Annotated in this window: 18 protein-coding genes; 11 read left to right on the forward strand and 7 right to left on the reverse strand. The window is 61.6% G+C overall.

Annotated elements, in window-relative coordinates; all coding sequences use genetic code 11:
• Positions 1 to 71: 71 nt before the first annotated feature.
• From BLW50_RS27570 to BLW50_RS27585, 4 genes are all read left to right on the forward strand, one after another.
• Positions 72 to 872 (forward strand): ABC transporter ATP-binding protein, encoded by an 801-nt coding sequence (locus tag BLW50_RS27570; RefSeq protein ID WP_244544419.1) that lies wholly within the window; start codon positions 72 to 74, stop codon positions 870 to 872.
• Positions 872 to 1,609, forward strand: a complete 738-nt coding sequence (locus BLW50_RS27575) for an ABC transporter permease (RefSeq protein ID WP_090708345.1) — start codon at positions 872 to 874, stop codon at positions 1,607 to 1,609. The genes BLW50_RS27570 and BLW50_RS27575 overlap by 1 nt, the downstream gene beginning before the upstream one ends.
• On the forward strand, positions 1,600 to 2,427 hold the full coding sequence (locus tag BLW50_RS27580; protein ID WP_090708347.1) for an ABC transporter permease: 828 nt from the start codon (positions 1,600 to 1,602) through the stop codon (positions 2,425 to 2,427). The genes BLW50_RS27575 and BLW50_RS27580 overlap by 10 nt, the downstream gene beginning before the upstream one ends.
• Before the next feature lie 67 nt (positions 2,428 to 2,494).
• The gene (locus BLW50_RS27585) at positions 2,495 to 3,511 is read left to right on the forward strand and encodes an ABC transporter substrate-binding protein (RefSeq protein ID WP_170850380.1); all 1,017 of its coding nucleotides are present in this window, start codon (positions 2,495 to 2,497) and stop codon (positions 3,509 to 3,511) included.
• A gap of 589 nt (positions 3,512 to 4,100) precedes the next feature.
• Here BLW50_RS27585 and BLW50_RS27590 read toward each other — a convergent pair.
• The 4 genes from BLW50_RS27590 to BLW50_RS27600 form a co-directional block, all read right to left on the reverse strand.
• Complete coding sequence (locus BLW50_RS27590) at positions 4,101 to 4,523, reverse strand: metallopeptidase family protein (RefSeq protein ID WP_090708351.1); 423 nt, start codon at positions 4,521 to 4,523, stop codon at positions 4,101 to 4,103.
• Positions 4,523 to 4,690, reverse strand: coding sequence for a hypothetical protein (locus tag BLW50_RS30795; protein WP_170850381.1), 168 nt, complete (start codon positions 4,688 to 4,690; stop codon positions 4,523 to 4,525). Before BLW50_RS30795 ends, BLW50_RS27590 begins: the two co-directional genes overlap by 1 nt.
• Positions 4,691 to 4,722: 32 nt before the next feature.
• Positions 4,723 to 6,144 (reverse strand): 3-isopropylmalate dehydratase large subunit, encoded by a 1,422-nt coding sequence (gene leuC / locus BLW50_RS27595; protein ID WP_090708353.1) that lies wholly within the window; start codon positions 6,142 to 6,144, stop codon positions 4,723 to 4,725.
• A gap of 202 nt (positions 6,145 to 6,346) precedes the next feature.
• Positions 6,347 to 7,315 carry a tripartite tricarboxylate transporter substrate-binding protein gene (locus tag BLW50_RS27600; protein ID WP_090708359.1) on the reverse strand — a complete coding sequence of 323 codons (969 nt, stop codon included), beginning with the start codon at positions 7,313 to 7,315 and terminating at the stop codon, positions 6,347 to 6,349.
• A gap of 162 nt (positions 7,316 to 7,477) precedes the next feature.
• On the opposite strand from BLW50_RS27600, the gene sfsA reads away from it, so the two are divergent.
• Positions 7,478 to 8,188, forward strand: a complete 711-nt coding sequence (sfsA, locus tag BLW50_RS27605) for a DNA/RNA nuclease SfsA (protein WP_090708361.1) — start codon at positions 7,478 to 7,480, stop codon at positions 8,186 to 8,188.
• 193 nt (positions 8,189 to 8,381) lie between these two features.
• On the opposite strand, the gene BLW50_RS27610 is transcribed toward sfsA, so the two are convergent.
• On the reverse strand, positions 8,382 to 9,347 hold the full coding sequence (locus tag BLW50_RS27610) for an amidohydrolase family protein (RefSeq protein WP_170850382.1): 966 nt from the start codon (positions 9,345 to 9,347) through the stop codon (positions 8,382 to 8,384).
• Positions 9,337 to 9,849 (reverse strand): MarR family winged helix-turn-helix transcriptional regulator, encoded by a 513-nt coding sequence (locus BLW50_RS27615; protein WP_170850383.1) that lies wholly within the window; start codon positions 9,847 to 9,849, stop codon positions 9,337 to 9,339. The genes BLW50_RS27610 and BLW50_RS27615 overlap by 11 nt, the downstream gene beginning before the upstream one ends.
• A 108-nt stretch (positions 9,850 to 9,957) precedes the next feature.
• On the opposite strand from BLW50_RS27615, the gene BLW50_RS27620 reads away from it, so the two are divergent.
• The 5 genes from BLW50_RS27620 (at position 9,958) to BLW50_RS27640 (ending at position 14,185) form a co-directional block, all read left to right on the forward strand.
• Positions 9,958 to 10,467, forward strand: a complete 510-nt coding sequence (locus BLW50_RS27620; RefSeq protein WP_170850384.1) for a GlcG/HbpS family heme-binding protein — start codon at positions 9,958 to 9,960, stop codon at positions 10,465 to 10,467.
• A gap of 40 nt (positions 10,468 to 10,507) precedes the next feature.
• A complete protein-coding gene (locus BLW50_RS27625; RefSeq protein WP_139267770.1) occupies positions 10,508 to 11,488 on the forward strand; it encodes a Bug family tripartite tricarboxylate transporter substrate binding protein in 981 nt (326 codons plus the stop codon).
• A gap of 159 nt (positions 11,489 to 11,647) precedes the next feature.
• Positions 11,648 to 12,406 carry an ABC transporter ATP-binding protein gene (locus BLW50_RS27630; RefSeq protein ID WP_090708372.1) on the forward strand — a complete coding sequence of 253 codons (759 nt, stop codon included), beginning with the start codon at positions 11,648 to 11,650 and terminating at the stop codon, positions 12,404 to 12,406.
• Complete coding sequence (locus BLW50_RS27635) at positions 12,396 to 13,190, forward strand: ABC transporter permease (protein WP_090708375.1); 795 nt, start codon at positions 12,396 to 12,398, stop codon at positions 13,188 to 13,190. The genes BLW50_RS27630 and BLW50_RS27635 overlap by 11 nt, the downstream gene beginning before the upstream one ends.
• A gap of 65 nt (positions 13,191 to 13,255) precedes the next feature.
• Positions 13,256 to 14,185 carry a LysR family transcriptional regulator gene (locus BLW50_RS27640; RefSeq protein ID WP_090708377.1) on the forward strand — a complete coding sequence of 310 codons (930 nt, stop codon included), beginning with the start codon at positions 13,256 to 13,258 and terminating at the stop codon, positions 14,183 to 14,185.
• 57 nt (positions 14,186 to 14,242) lie between these two features.
• Here the strand turns inward: BLW50_RS27640 and BLW50_RS27645 are convergent, their stop codons facing one another.
• Positions 14,243 to 15,145 carry a LysR family transcriptional regulator gene (locus BLW50_RS27645; protein WP_090708379.1) on the reverse strand — a complete coding sequence of 301 codons (903 nt, stop codon included), beginning with the start codon at positions 15,143 to 15,145 and terminating at the stop codon, positions 14,243 to 14,245.
• A gap of 107 nt (positions 15,146 to 15,252) precedes the next feature.
• Here BLW50_RS27645 and BLW50_RS27650 point away from each other — a divergent pair, with 107 nt between their 5' ends.
• On the forward strand, positions 15,253 to 16,050 hold the full coding sequence (locus tag BLW50_RS27650) for a glutathione S-transferase family protein (protein ID WP_170850385.1): 798 nt from the start codon (positions 15,253 to 15,255) through the stop codon (positions 16,048 to 16,050).
• The last annotated feature ends 72 nt before the right edge of the window (positions 16,051 to 16,122 follow it).

Genomic DNA, 16,122 nt, shown 5'->3' on the forward strand with positions numbered 1-16,122 from the left:
TAGGGTCGTTCCCGGTGCGTCGGCCGGGAGGGGCATGGTGGCGACGCGCACAAGGTGAGGGAACAGAAGGCATGCAGGCGTCAGCCGCAGCACAAATCGTCGTCGATAAAATCACCCATATGTACCGTCCCGCTCATGGCCAGCCCGTGCTGGCCATCGACGATGTTTCGCTGGAGGTGCGTCCGCGCGAATTTCTCGCCTTGCTGGGTCCGTCCGGCTGCGGAAAATCGACGCTGCTCTATCTGATGGGGGGATTTTTGCCGGTCGAGGCCGGCCGTATTCTGATCGACGGCAAGCCGGTGACGGGGCCGGGGCCGGACCGGGGCGTGGTGTTCCAGCATTTCGCTCTGTTTCCGTGGAAGACGGTGCGCGGCAATGTGCTCTACGGGCTCGAGCGCGCCGGCATTCCAAAAGCCGAGCGGCTGAAGCGGGCGCAGGACTATATCGATATGGTCGGCCTGCAGGGCTTCGAGGACAGCTATCCGTCGCAATTGTCGGGCGGCATGCGCCAGCGCACGGCGATCGCCCGCACCTTGGCCATCGATCCGAATATTCTCCTGATGGACGAACCGTTCGGCGCGCTCGATGCGCAGACGCGCAGCCTCATGCAGAGCGAACTGCTCGCCATCTGGCGGCGTTCCCCCAAGACGGTGATCTTCGTCACCCATGACGTGCAGGAAGCCGTCTATCTGGCGGAGCGCATCGCGGTGATGTCGGCGCGGCCGGGGCGAATCAAAGCCATTATCGAGACCAAGTTCGATCGCAGCGATCCGCATCTGTTCAAACAGCCGGCCTTTATCGAAAAGGTCGACGAGATCTGGGATCTGGTGCGCAACGAGGCGATGCTGGCGCAGCGTTTGGCGGCCGGCTGATGCAACGGCTGATCCGCTATTCGCCCTTGCTGATCCTGGCGGTGCTGTGGGAAGCAGCGGCGCGTTCGGGGCTGGTGGCGCGCAGCGCCCTGCCGCCGTTGAGCGATGTCATCGCCGCCTGGTTTCATCTCGCCGCCACCTCGGATTTCTGGTTCAACGCGGCGGCTTCGCTCTATCGCACCTTCGCCGGCCTGATCCTGGCCGTGGTGATCGGCGCCGTCATCGGCATCGCCATGGCTTCGTCGAAGCCGGTGCGGGCTGTTCTCAATCCGATCGTCGAAGTGTTCTATCCGCTGCCGAAATCGGCGTTGATCCCGGTGACGGCGATCTGGCTCGGGCTCGGCGACGCCTCGAAAATCCTGCTGATCTTTCTGGGCTGCATGCTGCCGGTGACCTTGGGCGCCTATAATGGCGCGCGGGGCGCCGAGCAGACCTTGATGTGGTCGGCCCGCTCGCTGGGCGCCAGCCGGTTGCGCATGCTGTTTGACGTGGTGGCGCCAAGCGCCTTGCCGGAAACGCTCAACGGCATCCGCACGGCGCTGGCGACATCTTTCGTGCTGCTGGTCAGTTCCGAAATGATCGCCGCGCGCAGCGGCCTGGGCTTCATGATCGGCTTCTTGGGCGACGGCGGCAATTTCGACGCCATGTTCGCCGTGGTCTTCACGGTCGCCTTCATGGGCTTCCTCGCCGACCGGCTCTATCAGGCGGCCATGCAACGGGTGCTCAGATGGCGTTGACGCAAGCCTTCGCACGCACGAAGCGACCGCGCCCGTGGCGCTGGGCGACGCTTGGCTACAAAGTCCTGGCCTGGTCGCCCTTGATCATTCTGCTGGTCGCCTGGGAGGCGACGACACGGGCCGGCGTGTTCACGCCCTTCATGCTGCCCTCGCTCTCGTCCATCGCCGGGCGCATCGCCGATGATTACGCCTCCGGCGATCTGATGATGTCGATTGGCACGACCTTGTGGCGGGCGCTCGCGGGCTTTGCCATTTCAGCGGTTGGCGGCGTGCTGCTGGGTGTTCTGATCTCGCAATACCGGGTGGTGCGCTGGTTCTTCGATCCGATCATATCGGTCGGCTTTCCGATGCCGAAGATCGCCTTCCTGCCGATCATGATCCTCTGGCTTGGCCTGTTCGACGTGTCGAAGATCACCATGATCGCCTTCAACGCGATCTTCCCGGTGGTGACGGCGACGATCGCCGGCATCGAAGGGGTCGAGAAACAGATCATCTGGTCGGCGCGCAATCTTGGCGCCAGTCGTAAGCGGCTGATGTGGGACATTCTGTTGCCGGCGGCTTTGCCGCAGATCCTCACCGGCTTGCAGGTGGCTTTGCCGATCGCGCTCATCGTCGGCGTGCTGACCGAAATGGCGATGGGTGGCTATGGCGTTGGCGCGGTGATGCAGACCGCGTCGCGCATGGCCGATTCACCGGGCGTCTTCGCCGGCATCATTGAGATCGCCATCGTTGGCTACGTGCTGGTGCGGGTGATGAATGTGATCCGCCGTAGGTTGTTGCGCTGGCATCCCGAAAGCCTGGATGCGACGGCGGGTTAATCGCTTGACAAGAACGACAGGGCCGACCGACCCTGCGGGGAGGGGAAGCCGCAACGAGGAGGGAAGAATGAGAATAGCCAAATGGATCGCGCTCGCCGCGCTTGCGGCATTGCCGTTCGCGGCACCGGTGCAAGCGCAAGCTCCGGTCAAAATCCGCGTCGCCTGGGTGGTGCCGATCGCCAATTTGCCATCGCTCTTGATGGTGAAGCCTGAACTCATGCGCAACAACGGCAAGACTTATGTGTTCGAGCCGATGCGCTTCCAAGGCACGCCGCCGATGATCACGGCGCTGGCCACCGGCGAACTCGACATCGCCGACTTCGCTTATTCATCTTTGGCCCTCGCCATCCAGAACGCTGGTATGAACGATCTGAAAGTCATCGCCGATGAATCGCGCGACGGCTATGCCGACTATTATTCGGCGCCGTATTTCGTGCTGAAGGATGGGCCGATCAAGGAGATCAAGGACCTGAAGGGTAAGAGCGTCGCGTCGGTCGGCGCGGGCTCGGCGGTCGATATCGCGCTGCGCGCCATGCTGCGTAAGAACGGCCTTGAGGATAAGCGCGATTACAATGTGGTCGAAGCGGGCTTTCCCAACATGGCGGCCATGCTGACCTCGAAAAAGGTCGATCTGATTTCGAGCGTGTTGCCGTTCTCGCTCGATCCGGAATTGCAGAAAGTGGCGCGGCCGCTCTTCACCATCAAGGATGCGATTGGTCCGGCGCAGCTCGTCGTCTGGGCGGCGCGTGAGCCGTTTCTCACCAAGAACCGCGCGGCGGTCTTGGACTTCCTGGAAGATTCCATCCGCGTGCAGCAATGGCTGGTCGATCCGAAGAATCGTGATGAGGTGTTGCAGCTTGCTGGCAAAGTGGCCAATCAGCCGCCGGAACGTTTGTCGAGCTGGCTGTTCACCAAGGCCGACAATTATCGCGATCCCAATCTCGTGCCCGACATCAAGGCGCTGCAGGCCAATATCGATGTGCAAAGCGACTTGGGTTTCCTGAAGGGCAAGATCGACATCAGCAAATATGTCGATCTCAGCCTCGTGCAGGAAGCGGCCAAGCGTTATAGCCAGGGTAAGTAGCTCTCCGTGTCATCCCGGACACTTGCGCAGCAAGTGATCCGGGATCCATAGGCGTGTGGCGAATGCGAGTTAGGCTTGCGCGGCAATCACTTTCGTAATCCTGTCGCATGCCCTTGGGTCGCTTGCGAATGCAAGGGAAGTGAGCGCGGGAGCGGCCTTGACAGCGACCCTGCATGGGGTCGTTCCTCAGAATTGCGCGCCACCCCCCTCCTTGATGAGGCGGAGGCGGGTAGCGAGGTTCCGGCGGGTCGATCAAACCTGGCTCAGAATACGAAGGTAGGGCGGCGGAATTATGCTCTTGCTTCGCTCTTTGAGGCTGGGAGGCGTCCGCAAGACGATACCGACACCTTCGTGTCATTCCCGAGGTGCTGCGTCTGTCTTGGTGTCATCCCGGACGCGCTGAAAGCGCGATCCGGGAGCCAGGGGCAACGGCTTCTATGCTGGCGTAGCGTCTTTCTGTTGGGTGCGATGTGTTTGTTCGTCTCTACCACGCGCCCCTGGGTCCCGGATCACGCTGCGCGTGTCCGGGATGACACGAAGGCTGCGGCATTTAACGACTTGGTGACATCAAGGCCCCGGCAATACAGCCCTAATCCGCCTGTTTTTCTATGTTCTCCATGTCCTCGTCCGAGAAGCCAAAGTGATGGCCGATCTCGTGCACGAGCACATGGCTGATGATGGCGCTCAGCGTCTCGTCATGGGCCGCCCAATAATCGAGGATAGGGCGGCGATAGAGCCAGATCATATTGGGAAATTCGCCGGTCTGTAGCGTGGCGCCGCGCTGGGCGAGGCCGCGGCCCTGAAACAGGCCGAGCAGATCGAATTCGGTTTCGGCCTGCATTTCATCGAGGACTTCGTCGGCGGGAAAATCGTCGATGCGGATGACGAGCCCTTCGCACAGCGCGCGAAATTCTTCCGGCAGGCGGGCGAAGGCTTCATCGGCCATCGCCTCGAAATCTGCGAGCGTGGGCGCCATGGCGTTGCGCCAGTCAGGCTTGTTGGGATCAGCCATCAGAAAAACCAGCCCGTGGCGAGATTGATCGTCAGCACGACGAGGAGGATGAGGCCGATGATGCGGCCGGTGCGCTTGGCCCAAAATTCGATCCGGTCCGTGCCTTCCGAGAGCGGCGGCACGACGGTTTCGAGTTGAGTGGAGAAAAGATCGGCGTCGCGGGGCATTTTACCCCGCGACGGTACGTTCTGTGTGCGGTCTACTTCCACGTCCTGACGTCGACGAAGTGGCCGGCAAGCGCCGCTGCCGCCGCCATCGCGGGGGAGACCAGATGAGTGCGGCCACGGAAGCCCTGACGACCTTCGAAATTGCGGTTCGAGGTCGAGGCGCAACGTTCGCCGGGCGCCAGCTTGTCCGGGTTCATGGCCAGGCACATGGAGCAGCCGGGCTCGCGCCATTCGAAGCCGGCGGCCAGGAAGATCTTGTCGAGACCTTCTTCTTCCGCCTGCTGTTTGACGAGACCGGAGCCGGGCACGACCATGGCGTTGATGCGTTCCGGCACCTTCTGGCCACGGGAGATGGCGATGCGGGCGATATCGGCGGCGGCGCGCAGGTCTTCGATGCGGCCGTTGGTGCACGAACCGATGAAGGCGCGATCGATCGCCAGGTCGGTCATCTTCTCACCGCCCTTGAAGCCCATGTAAGCGAAGGCGCGTTCGAACTTGGCGCGCTGCTGCTCGGTCTTGGCGTCCTCGAGGCGCGGCACGTTACCACCGATGGTGGTGACGTCTTCCGGCGACGTGCCCCAGGTGAGCAGCGGCGGCAACTTGGCAGCGTCGAGCTTCACGTGACGGTCGAAATGCGCGCCGTCTTCGGTGCGCAGCGTATCCCAGTAACGCAAGGCCTTGTCCCAATCGGCGCCCTTCGGCGCTTTCGGGCGGCCCTTCAGGAATTCATAGGTCTTCTCGTCCGGCGCGACGAGGCCGGCGCGGGCGCCGCCTTCGATCGACATGTTGCAGACGGTCATGCGGCCTTCCATCGACAGCGAGCGGATCGCCTCGCCGTCATATTCGATGACGCTCGACGTGCCGCCGGCGGTGCCGATCTCGCCGATGATGGCGAGGATGATGTCCTTGGCGGTCACGTCTTCCGGCAGCTTGCCGTCGACGGTCACGCGCATGTTCTTCGACTTCTTCTGGATCAGCGTCTGGGTGGCGAGCACATGCTCGACTTCCGACGTGCCGATGCCGTGCGCCAACGCGCCGAAAGCGCCGTGGGTGGCGGTGTGGCTGTCGCCGCAGACGATGGTCGTGCCCGGCAGGGTGAAGCCCTGTTCCGGCCCGATGATGTGGCAGATGCCCTGACGGACATCGACACCGTCGTAATATTCAAGGCCGAAATCGGCGGCGTTCGTCGCCATCTGCTCGATCTGGGCCTTGCTCTCGGGATCGTCGATCGGCTTCGAGCGGTCGGTCGTGGGAATGTTGTGGTCGACCACGCACAGGGTCTTTTCCGGCGCGCGCACCTTGCGGCCCGACAGGCGCAGGCCTTCGAAAGCCTGCGGAGAGGTCACTTCGTGAACGAGGTGGCGATCGATGTAGAGGAGGGTGGTGCCATCCGGCTGAGCCTCGACGACATGGTCGTCCCAGATCTTGTCATAAAGCGTGCGTGCCTTGGCCATTGCGGTCGGGTCTCTCTACTTGCTGCCGTGCATCAAAGACGCGCGGATTTTTTCTCGGCGCGACTTCTAGCTGGTTGGATCGGCGGAAGGAAGAGGCCTGCATGGGTCGCAAAGCAGGTATTCCCGGGCCGATTTCAGTTAGATAGGCCCGAGATTGGTAAAATTCCAGAGTGTTAAGGTCGCCCGTAAAGCCGAGCTGGCGCTATTTGCCCAGCAATACTCGATATTTTTCGACTTCCTTGGGCACGAGCTGACGGACATATTCGGACGACAGTTCGTCGCCCGAGGCCGGCAGCGCCGACAGGTCGGTGAGGCGCGACTGCATCGTGTCGCTAGCGACGGCCTTGCGCAGAGCGTCGTTGAGCTTGGCAATAATTGGCTCAGGCAAGCCCGCAGGGGCGAACAGGGCGTTCCAGCCTTCCGCCTGGAAGGTGGGCACGCCGGCCTCCTGCGCCGTTGGCACGTTCGGCAGGACTTTCAGCCGATGGGTGGCGGAGACGACGAGACCCTTCACCTCGCCGCCGTTGATGGCGTTCGCGACCGAGGTGGCGGAATCGCAGATGCCATCGAGATGGCCGCCCATGGCGTCGTTGAGGGCGGGCGAGGCGCCGCGATAGCCGACGAGTGACACCTCGATCGCGGCAGCCTTCAAGAAGCTCATACAGATCAAATAGTTAGTTGAGCCGACGCCGGCATGGCCGAAGCTCATCTTGCCGGGATTCTGCTTGGCATAGGCGATGATCTCGGCCACCGTCGTGCCGGGAAAATTCTTGCGCAGAGCGACCACAGGCGAGGTTTTGGCGATCAATCCGACAGGAGTGAAAGACTCTGGGCTGAACTGCAGGTTCTCGGTCGTCCAATAGATGGCGGCAGCGTTGCCGGCATTGCCTATTGTCACCGTATAGCCATCGGGCGCGGCGCGTGAGGCGCGGGCGAGGCCAACGGCGCCGCCGGCGCCACCGACATTTTCGATGACCAGAGGCTGGCCTAGAGCGCGCGACATTTCTTCGGCGGTCAGACGTGCGATCACGTCCGACGTGCCGCCGGCGACGAAAGGTACGATGAAGGTGATCGGTTTCGACGGATAGGTTTCCGCCGTAGCCAAACCAGAGGACAGGCCACAAGACAGGCTCAAGCCCACCGCTGCAAAAAGACGTCCCGATCCGATCATGCGTTCCCCTCCGCTACACGCAACCAAGTGCTGGGAGGTTATGCAAGGACGCGGGGCATGACAATGCAACGGAAAGCGCAGATCGCGACAGCGCGGCGAACAAAAGCGTGGATGATGGGCGCGGCGCGGGGATTCCGCTCTCCGGCATGCGATAACGGCGTCATGAAATTTTCTCCGCCTCTCGTCCCGGGCCGCCTCGTTCAGCGCTACAAGCGTTTTCTTGCCGATATTGTCCTCGACAGTGGTGAGGAGATCACCGCCCATTGCGCCAATCCGGGGGCGATGTTGGGGCTCATCGATCCGGGTAATCGGGTGTGGTTGTCGAAGTCGAACAATCCAGCCCGCAAGCTCGCCTATTCGTGGGAGATCGTCGAAGCCGATTTCGGTCGCGGGCCGGAATGTGTCGGCATCAATACGTCGCATCCCAATGGCATCGTGTTCGAGGCGATCGGCCGGGGCTTCTTTCCTGAACTCACGGGCTATGCATCGGCGCGGCGCGAAGTGAAATATGGCCGCAATAGCCGGGTCGATATTCTGCTTGAAGGCAATGGTCGGCCGCTGTGCTATGTGGAGATCAAGAATATCCACATGATGCGCCAGCCGGGCCTCGCCGAATTCCCCGATTGCGTCACCGCGCGGGGCACCAAGCATCTTGTCGAACTGGGTGACATGGTCGAGGCCGGGCATCGCGCCGTCATGGTCTATCTGATCCAGATGCAGGCCGACCGCTTCACACTGGCCGCCGATATCGATCCGACCTATGCGAAAACCTTCGCGCAAGCGCGCGCGCGTGGCGTCGAGGCCATGGCCGTGTGCTGCTCGGTCAGCCCGCAGGCGATCGAAGTCGATCGTCGCGTTGAGGTGGTGTTTTAAAGGTCAGGGCCTGGTGTCATTCCCGACGCGCCGTAGGCGTGAGCGGGAATCCAGAGCGTGCGGTAAAGCGTTGCATCATTGCTGCACAGCATCTTAATGCCCTGCGTTAGTCAGCGCTCTACCACGCGCTCTGGATCCCCGCTCAGCCGCTATGCGGCTGTCGGGGATGACACCAGGGGTTTTCCGCGACCTCTCAGAGTCCAAAAACCCGCGCGGCATTGCCGCCGAAGACCGCGGCTTTGTCGGCCTGCGAGATCGACAGCGCCTCGACATGGGCCGGGCTCGCGCCGATGAACGGGTCGTCGGTGCCAAACAGCAATTGGCTTGTGCCAATGGTGCTGAGGGCGAAATCGAGAGCGTTCTTTCCGAAAGCCGTCGTGTCGTAATAAAGCCGGCTCGCATATTCGCTCGGCAGTCGTGAAATATGCTGGCGGCAATCGGGAAACAGACGGTAGCCGTTGTCGAGCCGCTCCAGCGCCATCAACAAAGCGCCACCCGTGTGAGCCAGGATATAGGGAAAGTTTGGGTAGCGTTCGAATAGGCCCGAATAGATGAAGCGCGTGGCGGCGAGCGTTGTGTCGAAGATCATGCCCAGGCGCAGGGGCAGTTCGTAGCCTTCGAACCCGTCGTTGCTTCTGGGGAACATCGGATGTTCGAACACCGGCAGCCTGAGACGATCGATCTTCTCCCACAGCGGTGCGAAGTGCGGAGCGTCGAGATAGGCGCCATCGACATTCGAGCCGATGATCACGCCTTTCATGTCCAGCTCTTGAATGGCGCGATCCAGCTCGATGAGCGAGGCTTCGACGTTCTTAAGGGGCAAGCTGGCGAGGCCGATGAAACGGTCGGGATGCTGCTTGCAGATGCGGGCTAGGGCGTCGTTGATGTGTCGCGCCATGGCGATCTGGTCAGGCTCGTCCCACAGATAGACGTTTGGCGTGCTCAGCGAGAGGATGCGCTGGTCAATGCCCTTGCTATCCATGGTCTTGAGGCGACCGCCGATGTCGAACATATCTTCCCGCGACCAGGCGATCGTCGCGCCGCGATGGCGGAAGAGCAATTGTCCATCGTCGGTTCTTTCCGTCTCAAGCGCCAAGGTGGACGAGAGTTCGTCCAGGTAGCGTCGGTCGACGATATGGGCGTGGACATCAATCTTCACGGGCATCGTCCATCGAGAGGTCCGAGCCCCACAGGCGGTGCGCCTGTGCCTGTAGTTTTTCGATCATGTTTTCAAACTCTCGGCGCTCGCGATCCGACAGAGCGGCCATGAGCGAGCGCTGGTGTTCAAGCGCGATCGGCACGATCTGATCGTAGATGCGCCGGCCCTTGGCGGCGAGCTTCAGCACATTGAGGCGCCGGTCTTGATCTGAAATGGAGCTCAGCACGAGACCCGCCGCGACGAGCCGTGTCACGGCGCGATTGACCTTGGCTTTGTCCATCTCGGTGCGCAGGCAAATGTCGCCGGAGGAGCAGGTGCCGACCTCTGCCAGATGGGCGATGACGCGCCATTCGGGAATGCTGATGCCAAGCGAGCGATATTGCTTCGCCAGGGCGGCACTGACGCCGCGCGCCAGCACGGCGATGCGATAGGGCATGAAGTGCTGCAGGGCCAAGTGGCCCGTCGCTGTCAGGGAGGGACGCGTGTTGTTGGCGGGGGGCATTTTCGTGTTCGTTGACCGGGCCGGAGAACTGTGTAATTGTTTCGATTGAAACGATATGATATGCATCTGTCAAGCGTGATCTGGATCACGCAACTGGGGAGGGGTGTCATGAAGCTAGGTACTATGACCGCCGTTGCGGCGATGGTTTGGATGACAAGCGCTGTCGCCCAGCAGGCTGGTGCTCCCGCAACCTCTCAGCCCAGCCCGCCGCCCGCGCCGCCCTTTGGCGCGCCAGTCACACTCGATCAAGCGATCAAAGCCGCGACAGCGGCGATGGCCAAGGCAAAAGACATCAACGTGCCCAATGCGGTCGCCGTCGTCGAACCCTCGGGCGACCTGGTTTATTTCGCCAAGATGAATGGCGCGCCCTATTCGGCGGTCCAGCTCGCGCAACAGAAGGCCGTGGCCTCGGCGCGTTATCGCCGGCCGACGAAGGTTTTCTATGACGCCATCGAGGGCGGCCATCCGTTCTATCTGACCTTCCCCGGTGTCGCTGGCGCGCCTGGCGGTGTTCCGCTGATCGTCGATGGCAAGCTGATCGGCGCGATCGGCGTCAGCGGCGGCAATGGCGATCAGGACATGCTGGTGTCGGGCGCCGGAGCCGATGCCCTGAAGTGATTTGAGTTGCAGTGAAGCGTTGCGTGAAGAGAGAGTGCCTGTGATCAATCCAGTAACAAAGTTTTTCGCTGCCGTTGGCGGCGCCTGCCTTATCGCGATGGCATCGCCGGCGGTGGCCGATAGCTATCCCTCGCGTCCGATCAAGATCGTCGTGCCATTCGCTGCTGGCGGCGGCAATGACGTGTTGGCGCGGCTCATCGCGCAACAGCTTTCCGAGCGTCTGAAACAGGGCGTGGTGATCGAGAACCGTCCGGGCGCCGGCACGCAGATCGGCGCGGAGGTCGTGGCGCGCGCTGAGCCGGATGGCTACACGCTGCTGTCGACGTCGATGACGACCTATGTGCTCAATCCGTTTCTCTACAAAAAACTCTCCTACGATCCGTTGAAGGATTTCGCGCCGATTTCCCTCACCGGTAATTTCGACCTGATGCTGGTGGCGCATCCGTCGTTTCCGGCTGGTTCGCTGGAACAATTCGTGGCGCTCGCCAAGGCGAAGCCGGGCGATCTTTCCTATGCCTCGGCCGGCCCCGGCAGTCCGCATCAATTGGCCATGGAACTGCTGATGCGTCGCGCCGATCTCAGCATGGTGCATGTCGCCTATCGTGGTGCCGCGCCGGCGCTGCAAGATGTCCTTGCGGGTCATGTCCCCATTATGATGCTGGACGTGGCGACGGCGCGGGAGCCTGTCAAAGCGGGCTTGCTGAAGGCTTTCGGTGCGGCGTCGTTGACGCGCTTTGCCGATTTCCCCGATCTGCCGACCATCGCCGAACAGGGCTTTCCTGGCTATCAGGCGTCCGCCTGGCAAGGCATTGTCGCGCCGGCGAAAACGCCGCCGGAGATCGTCGAGAAGCTCGGCAAAGAGATTGGCGCGGCGCTAGCTGACGCGCAGGTGCGCGAGAAACTGCGCGCGGCGGGGATCGAGCCGATCGCCAGCACGCCGGCCGAATTCACAGCATTCATGACCAGCGAAACGGCGAAATGGGCGGATGTCATCAAGGCGGCGAAAATCACGCTCGACTGAGATACCGGATTGAATTCGCGCTATTTTATTGAGCGAAAAGCAGCGCGCCGCGACCAGCGGCCGCTTTATTCGCGATCCGCATAGAGCGATGCACGATGCTCATTCGTGTTCGACACGTCAAAGAGTTACGGCAATCCTCATGAAAGAGGAGACGAACTCATGTTTGAACGCACCGTATCGGGGGTTACGTCACGGCGTTCTCCGTCTAACCCTTCGGCCGTAGCGCCACAGCCTTCAGGATCGGCGCCGCCGCTGGAAGCGCGCGCCGTCAGCCGCGTGATCGGCGATAAGGCCATCGTCAACAATGTCACCATCACGCTTCACCCTGGCGAAATCGTCGCCCTATCGGGGGCGAGTGGGGCGGGCAAGTCGTCGTTCCTGCGCCTGCTCAACCGGCTGGATGAATCGACCGGAGGCGATGTTCTGGTTGATGGCATCAACTACCGTCAGTTGAAGCCCAGTGAATTGCGCCGCCGTGTCGGCATGGTGATGCAGGCGGCGCATCTGTTTCCGGGAACGGTGAACGACAACATCCAGTTTGGCCCGCGCCAGCAGAACCTGTCGGTGTCCCGTGCGGATGTGGAGGCCTTGCTGGAGCGGATTGGACTGCCGGGCTACGCGGATCGCGATGTGCAGAATCTCTCGGGTGGCGAGGCGCAGCGTGTTTCGATCGCCCGAACCCTGGTCAATAATCCGAGCACGCTCCTGCTCGACGAGCCGACATCGGCGCTTGATGAAAATGCCGCGCGCGAGATCGAAGCGCTCGTCATGGGCCTGGTCGAGGAACGGCAGATGGCCTGTCTCATCATCACCCACAATATGCCGCAAGCGCTTCGCATCGCCCCCAAGGCGATGGTTCTAGCGGCCGGCGCCCTGGTTGCCGTTGGCGCGACGGAGGAGGTTCTTCATGCTCGCTGAACTCACGAATATTTCGCCCAGCGTCATCATTCTGGGGCTTGAGCAGACGGCGGCGGCGATCGCTATTTGTGCTGTTGTCGTGTTCCTGTGCCTGCGGGTGGGCGTAGATGTCCGGCGTGAGGCTGTCCTGTCGGCCGCACGTGGCTTCTGTCAGATGGTTGCTGTTGGCGCCTTGCTCGTCCTGCTTCTGCACGGCTCTTTGTTGATTGGCGCCTGCATTCTGTTCGCGATGGTGATCGCTGCGGCGGTGACGGCCTCGCGTCGCGGCAAGGGCGCGCAAGGCGCCTTTCTGACCTGTGTCTATGCGATCGGCGCAGGTGCTGGCGTCGTGCTTGTCGTGATGCTTTTGACCAAGGCGTTGAGTACGGATGTGGCGGTTCTCGTTCCGGTCGGCAGCATGATCATCGCCAATGCGATGAATTCCTGCGCGCAGGCGATGGAAAGGTTGAGGGCTGACGTCACCAGTCACGTCGGTGAGATCGAGGCGGCTTTGTCGCTCGGCGCGACACCGGCGGTGGCGGTGCGGCCATATGTCAACAATGCGGTTTATGCGAGCCTGCTGCCCCGGCTCGACATGCTCAAATCCTTGGGCCTGGTTTGGATCCCCGGCGTGATGGCCGGCATGATGGTGTCGGGCGCCAATCCGATCTACGCCGGGATCTATCAATTCGTCATCGTGGCGATGATCCTCGCTGCCTCCGGCATGACCGGCCTGATCGCCACGGTGTTGAGCCGCCGCGCCGCCTTTTCGGTGGCCGATCAACTGTTGCTGCGGCGCGCCTGACGGGCGCCGCCGATAGTGCTTTGGCGCGCGCCTGCCTATGATGGTTTCCAGAGTTGGAGGCCGTCATGGCAGGTCAGGCGCCGAACTGGCGAAATTTGGATTTGAATCTTCTCGTCGTCTTCCAGGCTGTCATGGAGACGAAGAGCGCGACGGCGGCGGCGGGCAAGCTCAATATCAGCCAACCCGCCGTGAGCCATGCGCTGACCCGGCTGCGCGGCAGCCTCAACGACGAACTGTTCGTGCGCACGCCGGGCGGGTTGGAGCCGACGCCCTTCGCGCTCAATCTGTCGAAGGGTGTGCGCACCGCGCTCGATGAGCTTCAGGTGGCGCTCGACGGCGCGGCCGAATTCGTGCCGGCGACGGCCGAGCGGGAGTTCACCATCGCGCTCAATAACCATGCCGCCCTGGTGCTGGCTGCGCCGCTTGCGGCGGCCATCGCCAAAGAGGCGCCAGGGATTGTGCTTAATCTGCGCCCGAGTGGGACGCTCGACATCGCCGAGGCGCTCGACCGTGGCGACATCGATGGCACGATCAGCCAGCTGGCGGCGCCGGCGGAGCGATTTGCCGATGTTAAACTGTTCGATGAGACCTTCGCCGCCATCGTTCGCGCTGACCATCCCTCCATCGGGCAGGCCGATCAGATCTCTCTCGAGGCTCTGAGCGCACTGCCGCACCTTCTCGTCACGTCGACGGGCGAGAATACGGATTTCGTCGACAAGGCGCTGCGCGAGAGGGGGCTTTCCCGCAAGATCGTCCTTCGCGCCCCGCTGCTCGCGACAGAGAGCATTCTGCTGCGCTCGGACATGGTGGCGATCGTCGGCCGGCGCGCGGCGCAGGCATTCGCTCTGAACGCCTCGCTGCGCGTCCTCGATCTGCCCTTCGAGACGCCGTCGTTTCCCATCGCGCTGCTGTGGCACCGCCGCTTCGACCATCTGCCGGCGCATCAATGGTTGCGCGGGCTGATTATCGGCGTGGCGAAATTGGCGCGTCGGTAAGCCCGCGCAGGCTGGCGTGAGCATCATGGCCGAGACAAATAATCTCACTGGAGTTGGCTAATGCTTTTGGCGTCTGATGATGTGACGCAAGTCGGTGCTCAACGCATCCAGAACGATACGGATTTTCGGGGGCACGAAGCTCCGAGACACGTATGCAAGCGTAACCGTCAGCCCCTCAGGACGAAATTGCGGCAACAGACGTTTGACTTGACCCGTACGAAGCTCTTCTTGGAACAGCCATTCAGGCATCAGCGCAATCCCTCCGCCACTGAGGCAGGCTTGTTTGACGACATCGGCGTTGTTCGACTGCAATCGGCTCGTGACCGCTATCCTGCGTCGTCCGGACGGCGCGGCGAAAGTCCAGTCCGATCCCGCATCTGGATTTAAGTAAACGAGACATTGATGGCTCGTTAGAGCTTCCGGTGTCATGGGCTCACCGGCGCGATTGAGATATTCCGGGGATGCGACGAGCACTCGCGTAGCATTGCCGACGCGCTTGGCGATCATGCTGCCGGAGACCGTTCCGAAACGGATGGCGATGTCTATCCCTTGCGTGACAAGGTCTTCTGCGAGATCGCCCGTAACGATCTCGAGACGGAGCGCGGGATATTTATCCAGGATGCGGTTTGCGCTCTGGACGAGGTAACGTCGCGCGAAAGCCGAAGGACTGCCTATTTTTACAAGACCGCTCGGCAGACCGCTCGCGCTACCAATTTGGGCTTCGACTTCGGCGAGACCGTCCAGCATACGAAGAGCGAAGGTCAGGAAATGGCTGCCCTCTTCGGTTAGCCGCACGCGACGGGTTGTTCGGCTGAGCAATCTGACGCCGAGGCGTGTTTCCAGCATCGTGATCTGCTTGCTTACGCGAGACTGCGTGACGTCGAGTTCCTCTGCGGTGCGAGAAAAGCTGTGAGACTGTGCCACCCGTACGAAGGCACCGACAGCGGCAAGGAAATCCATGATGTCTCCAACTCATTCCAAATAGGAATATATATTAGTTCTCAATCCATCTTTTTTGGCAATCCATGGCTGTTCATTGTCGCTGGGGCATCGTTCTTGGAGGCGACATGGTCATGCTGACGCTCTATCACCACAACATCTCGGTCTGCGCACAAAAGGTGAGGATCGCGCTCGACGAGAAGGAGATCGCTTACGTGGGGCGGGAGGTCGATTTGATGGCAGGCGAGCATCTGGAGCCTGCGTTTCTCGCCATCAATCCCAAAGGTCTGGTGCCCGTTCTTGTCCACGACAAGGAAACGATTTGCGAGTCGACCGTCATTCTCGAATATCTGGAAGATGTTTTTCCTGAGCGCCCCCTGCGTCCCGTCGCGCCGGCTGCGCGCGCCAAGATGCGGACGTGGACCAAGGTGCCCGACGAAGGGCTTCATATTGCCTGCGCTTCGGTGACCTATGCGTCCGCCTTCGTTCATCAATTGCGCGCCCACCATGATAAAAAGCAATGGGAAGAGCGGATCGCCAAGTTGCCAGACCGGTTCAGGGCGGCACGGCAGAAGCAGATCCTCGAACAGGAGTTCGACGCGCCGTTCGTCCGGGACGCGATATTGCTCCATGACAAGATTTTGAAAGACATGAACCTGACGCTCGACAGCCAGTCCTGGCTCGCGGGCGAAGAGTTTTCTCTCGCCGATGTCGCGATCATTCCCTATGTCACGCGACTTGAACGGCTGGGTCTTTCCGGCATGTGGGCGGATCGGCCGAATGTCGCGCGGTGGTTCGAGGCCATGCGGGCGCGTCCGACTTTCGACACCGCGATTACCGCCTTCCGCTCCAATGCATACGACGACGAACTTAAGAAACATGGGGTGGACGTTTGGCCCTTGGTTGAACGGCTACTTGCCGCGTGAGCTGAGAATGGCAGGGGAACATCCGCCTCGACGGAAAAGTCCCCAAAGCAGACTTGAACAACCACTCAAGCG

This window comes from Beijerinckia sp. 28-YEA-48 (assembly GCF_900104955.1).
Lineage (GTDB): Bacteria > Pseudomonadota > Alphaproteobacteria > Rhizobiales > Beijerinckiaceae > Terripilifer.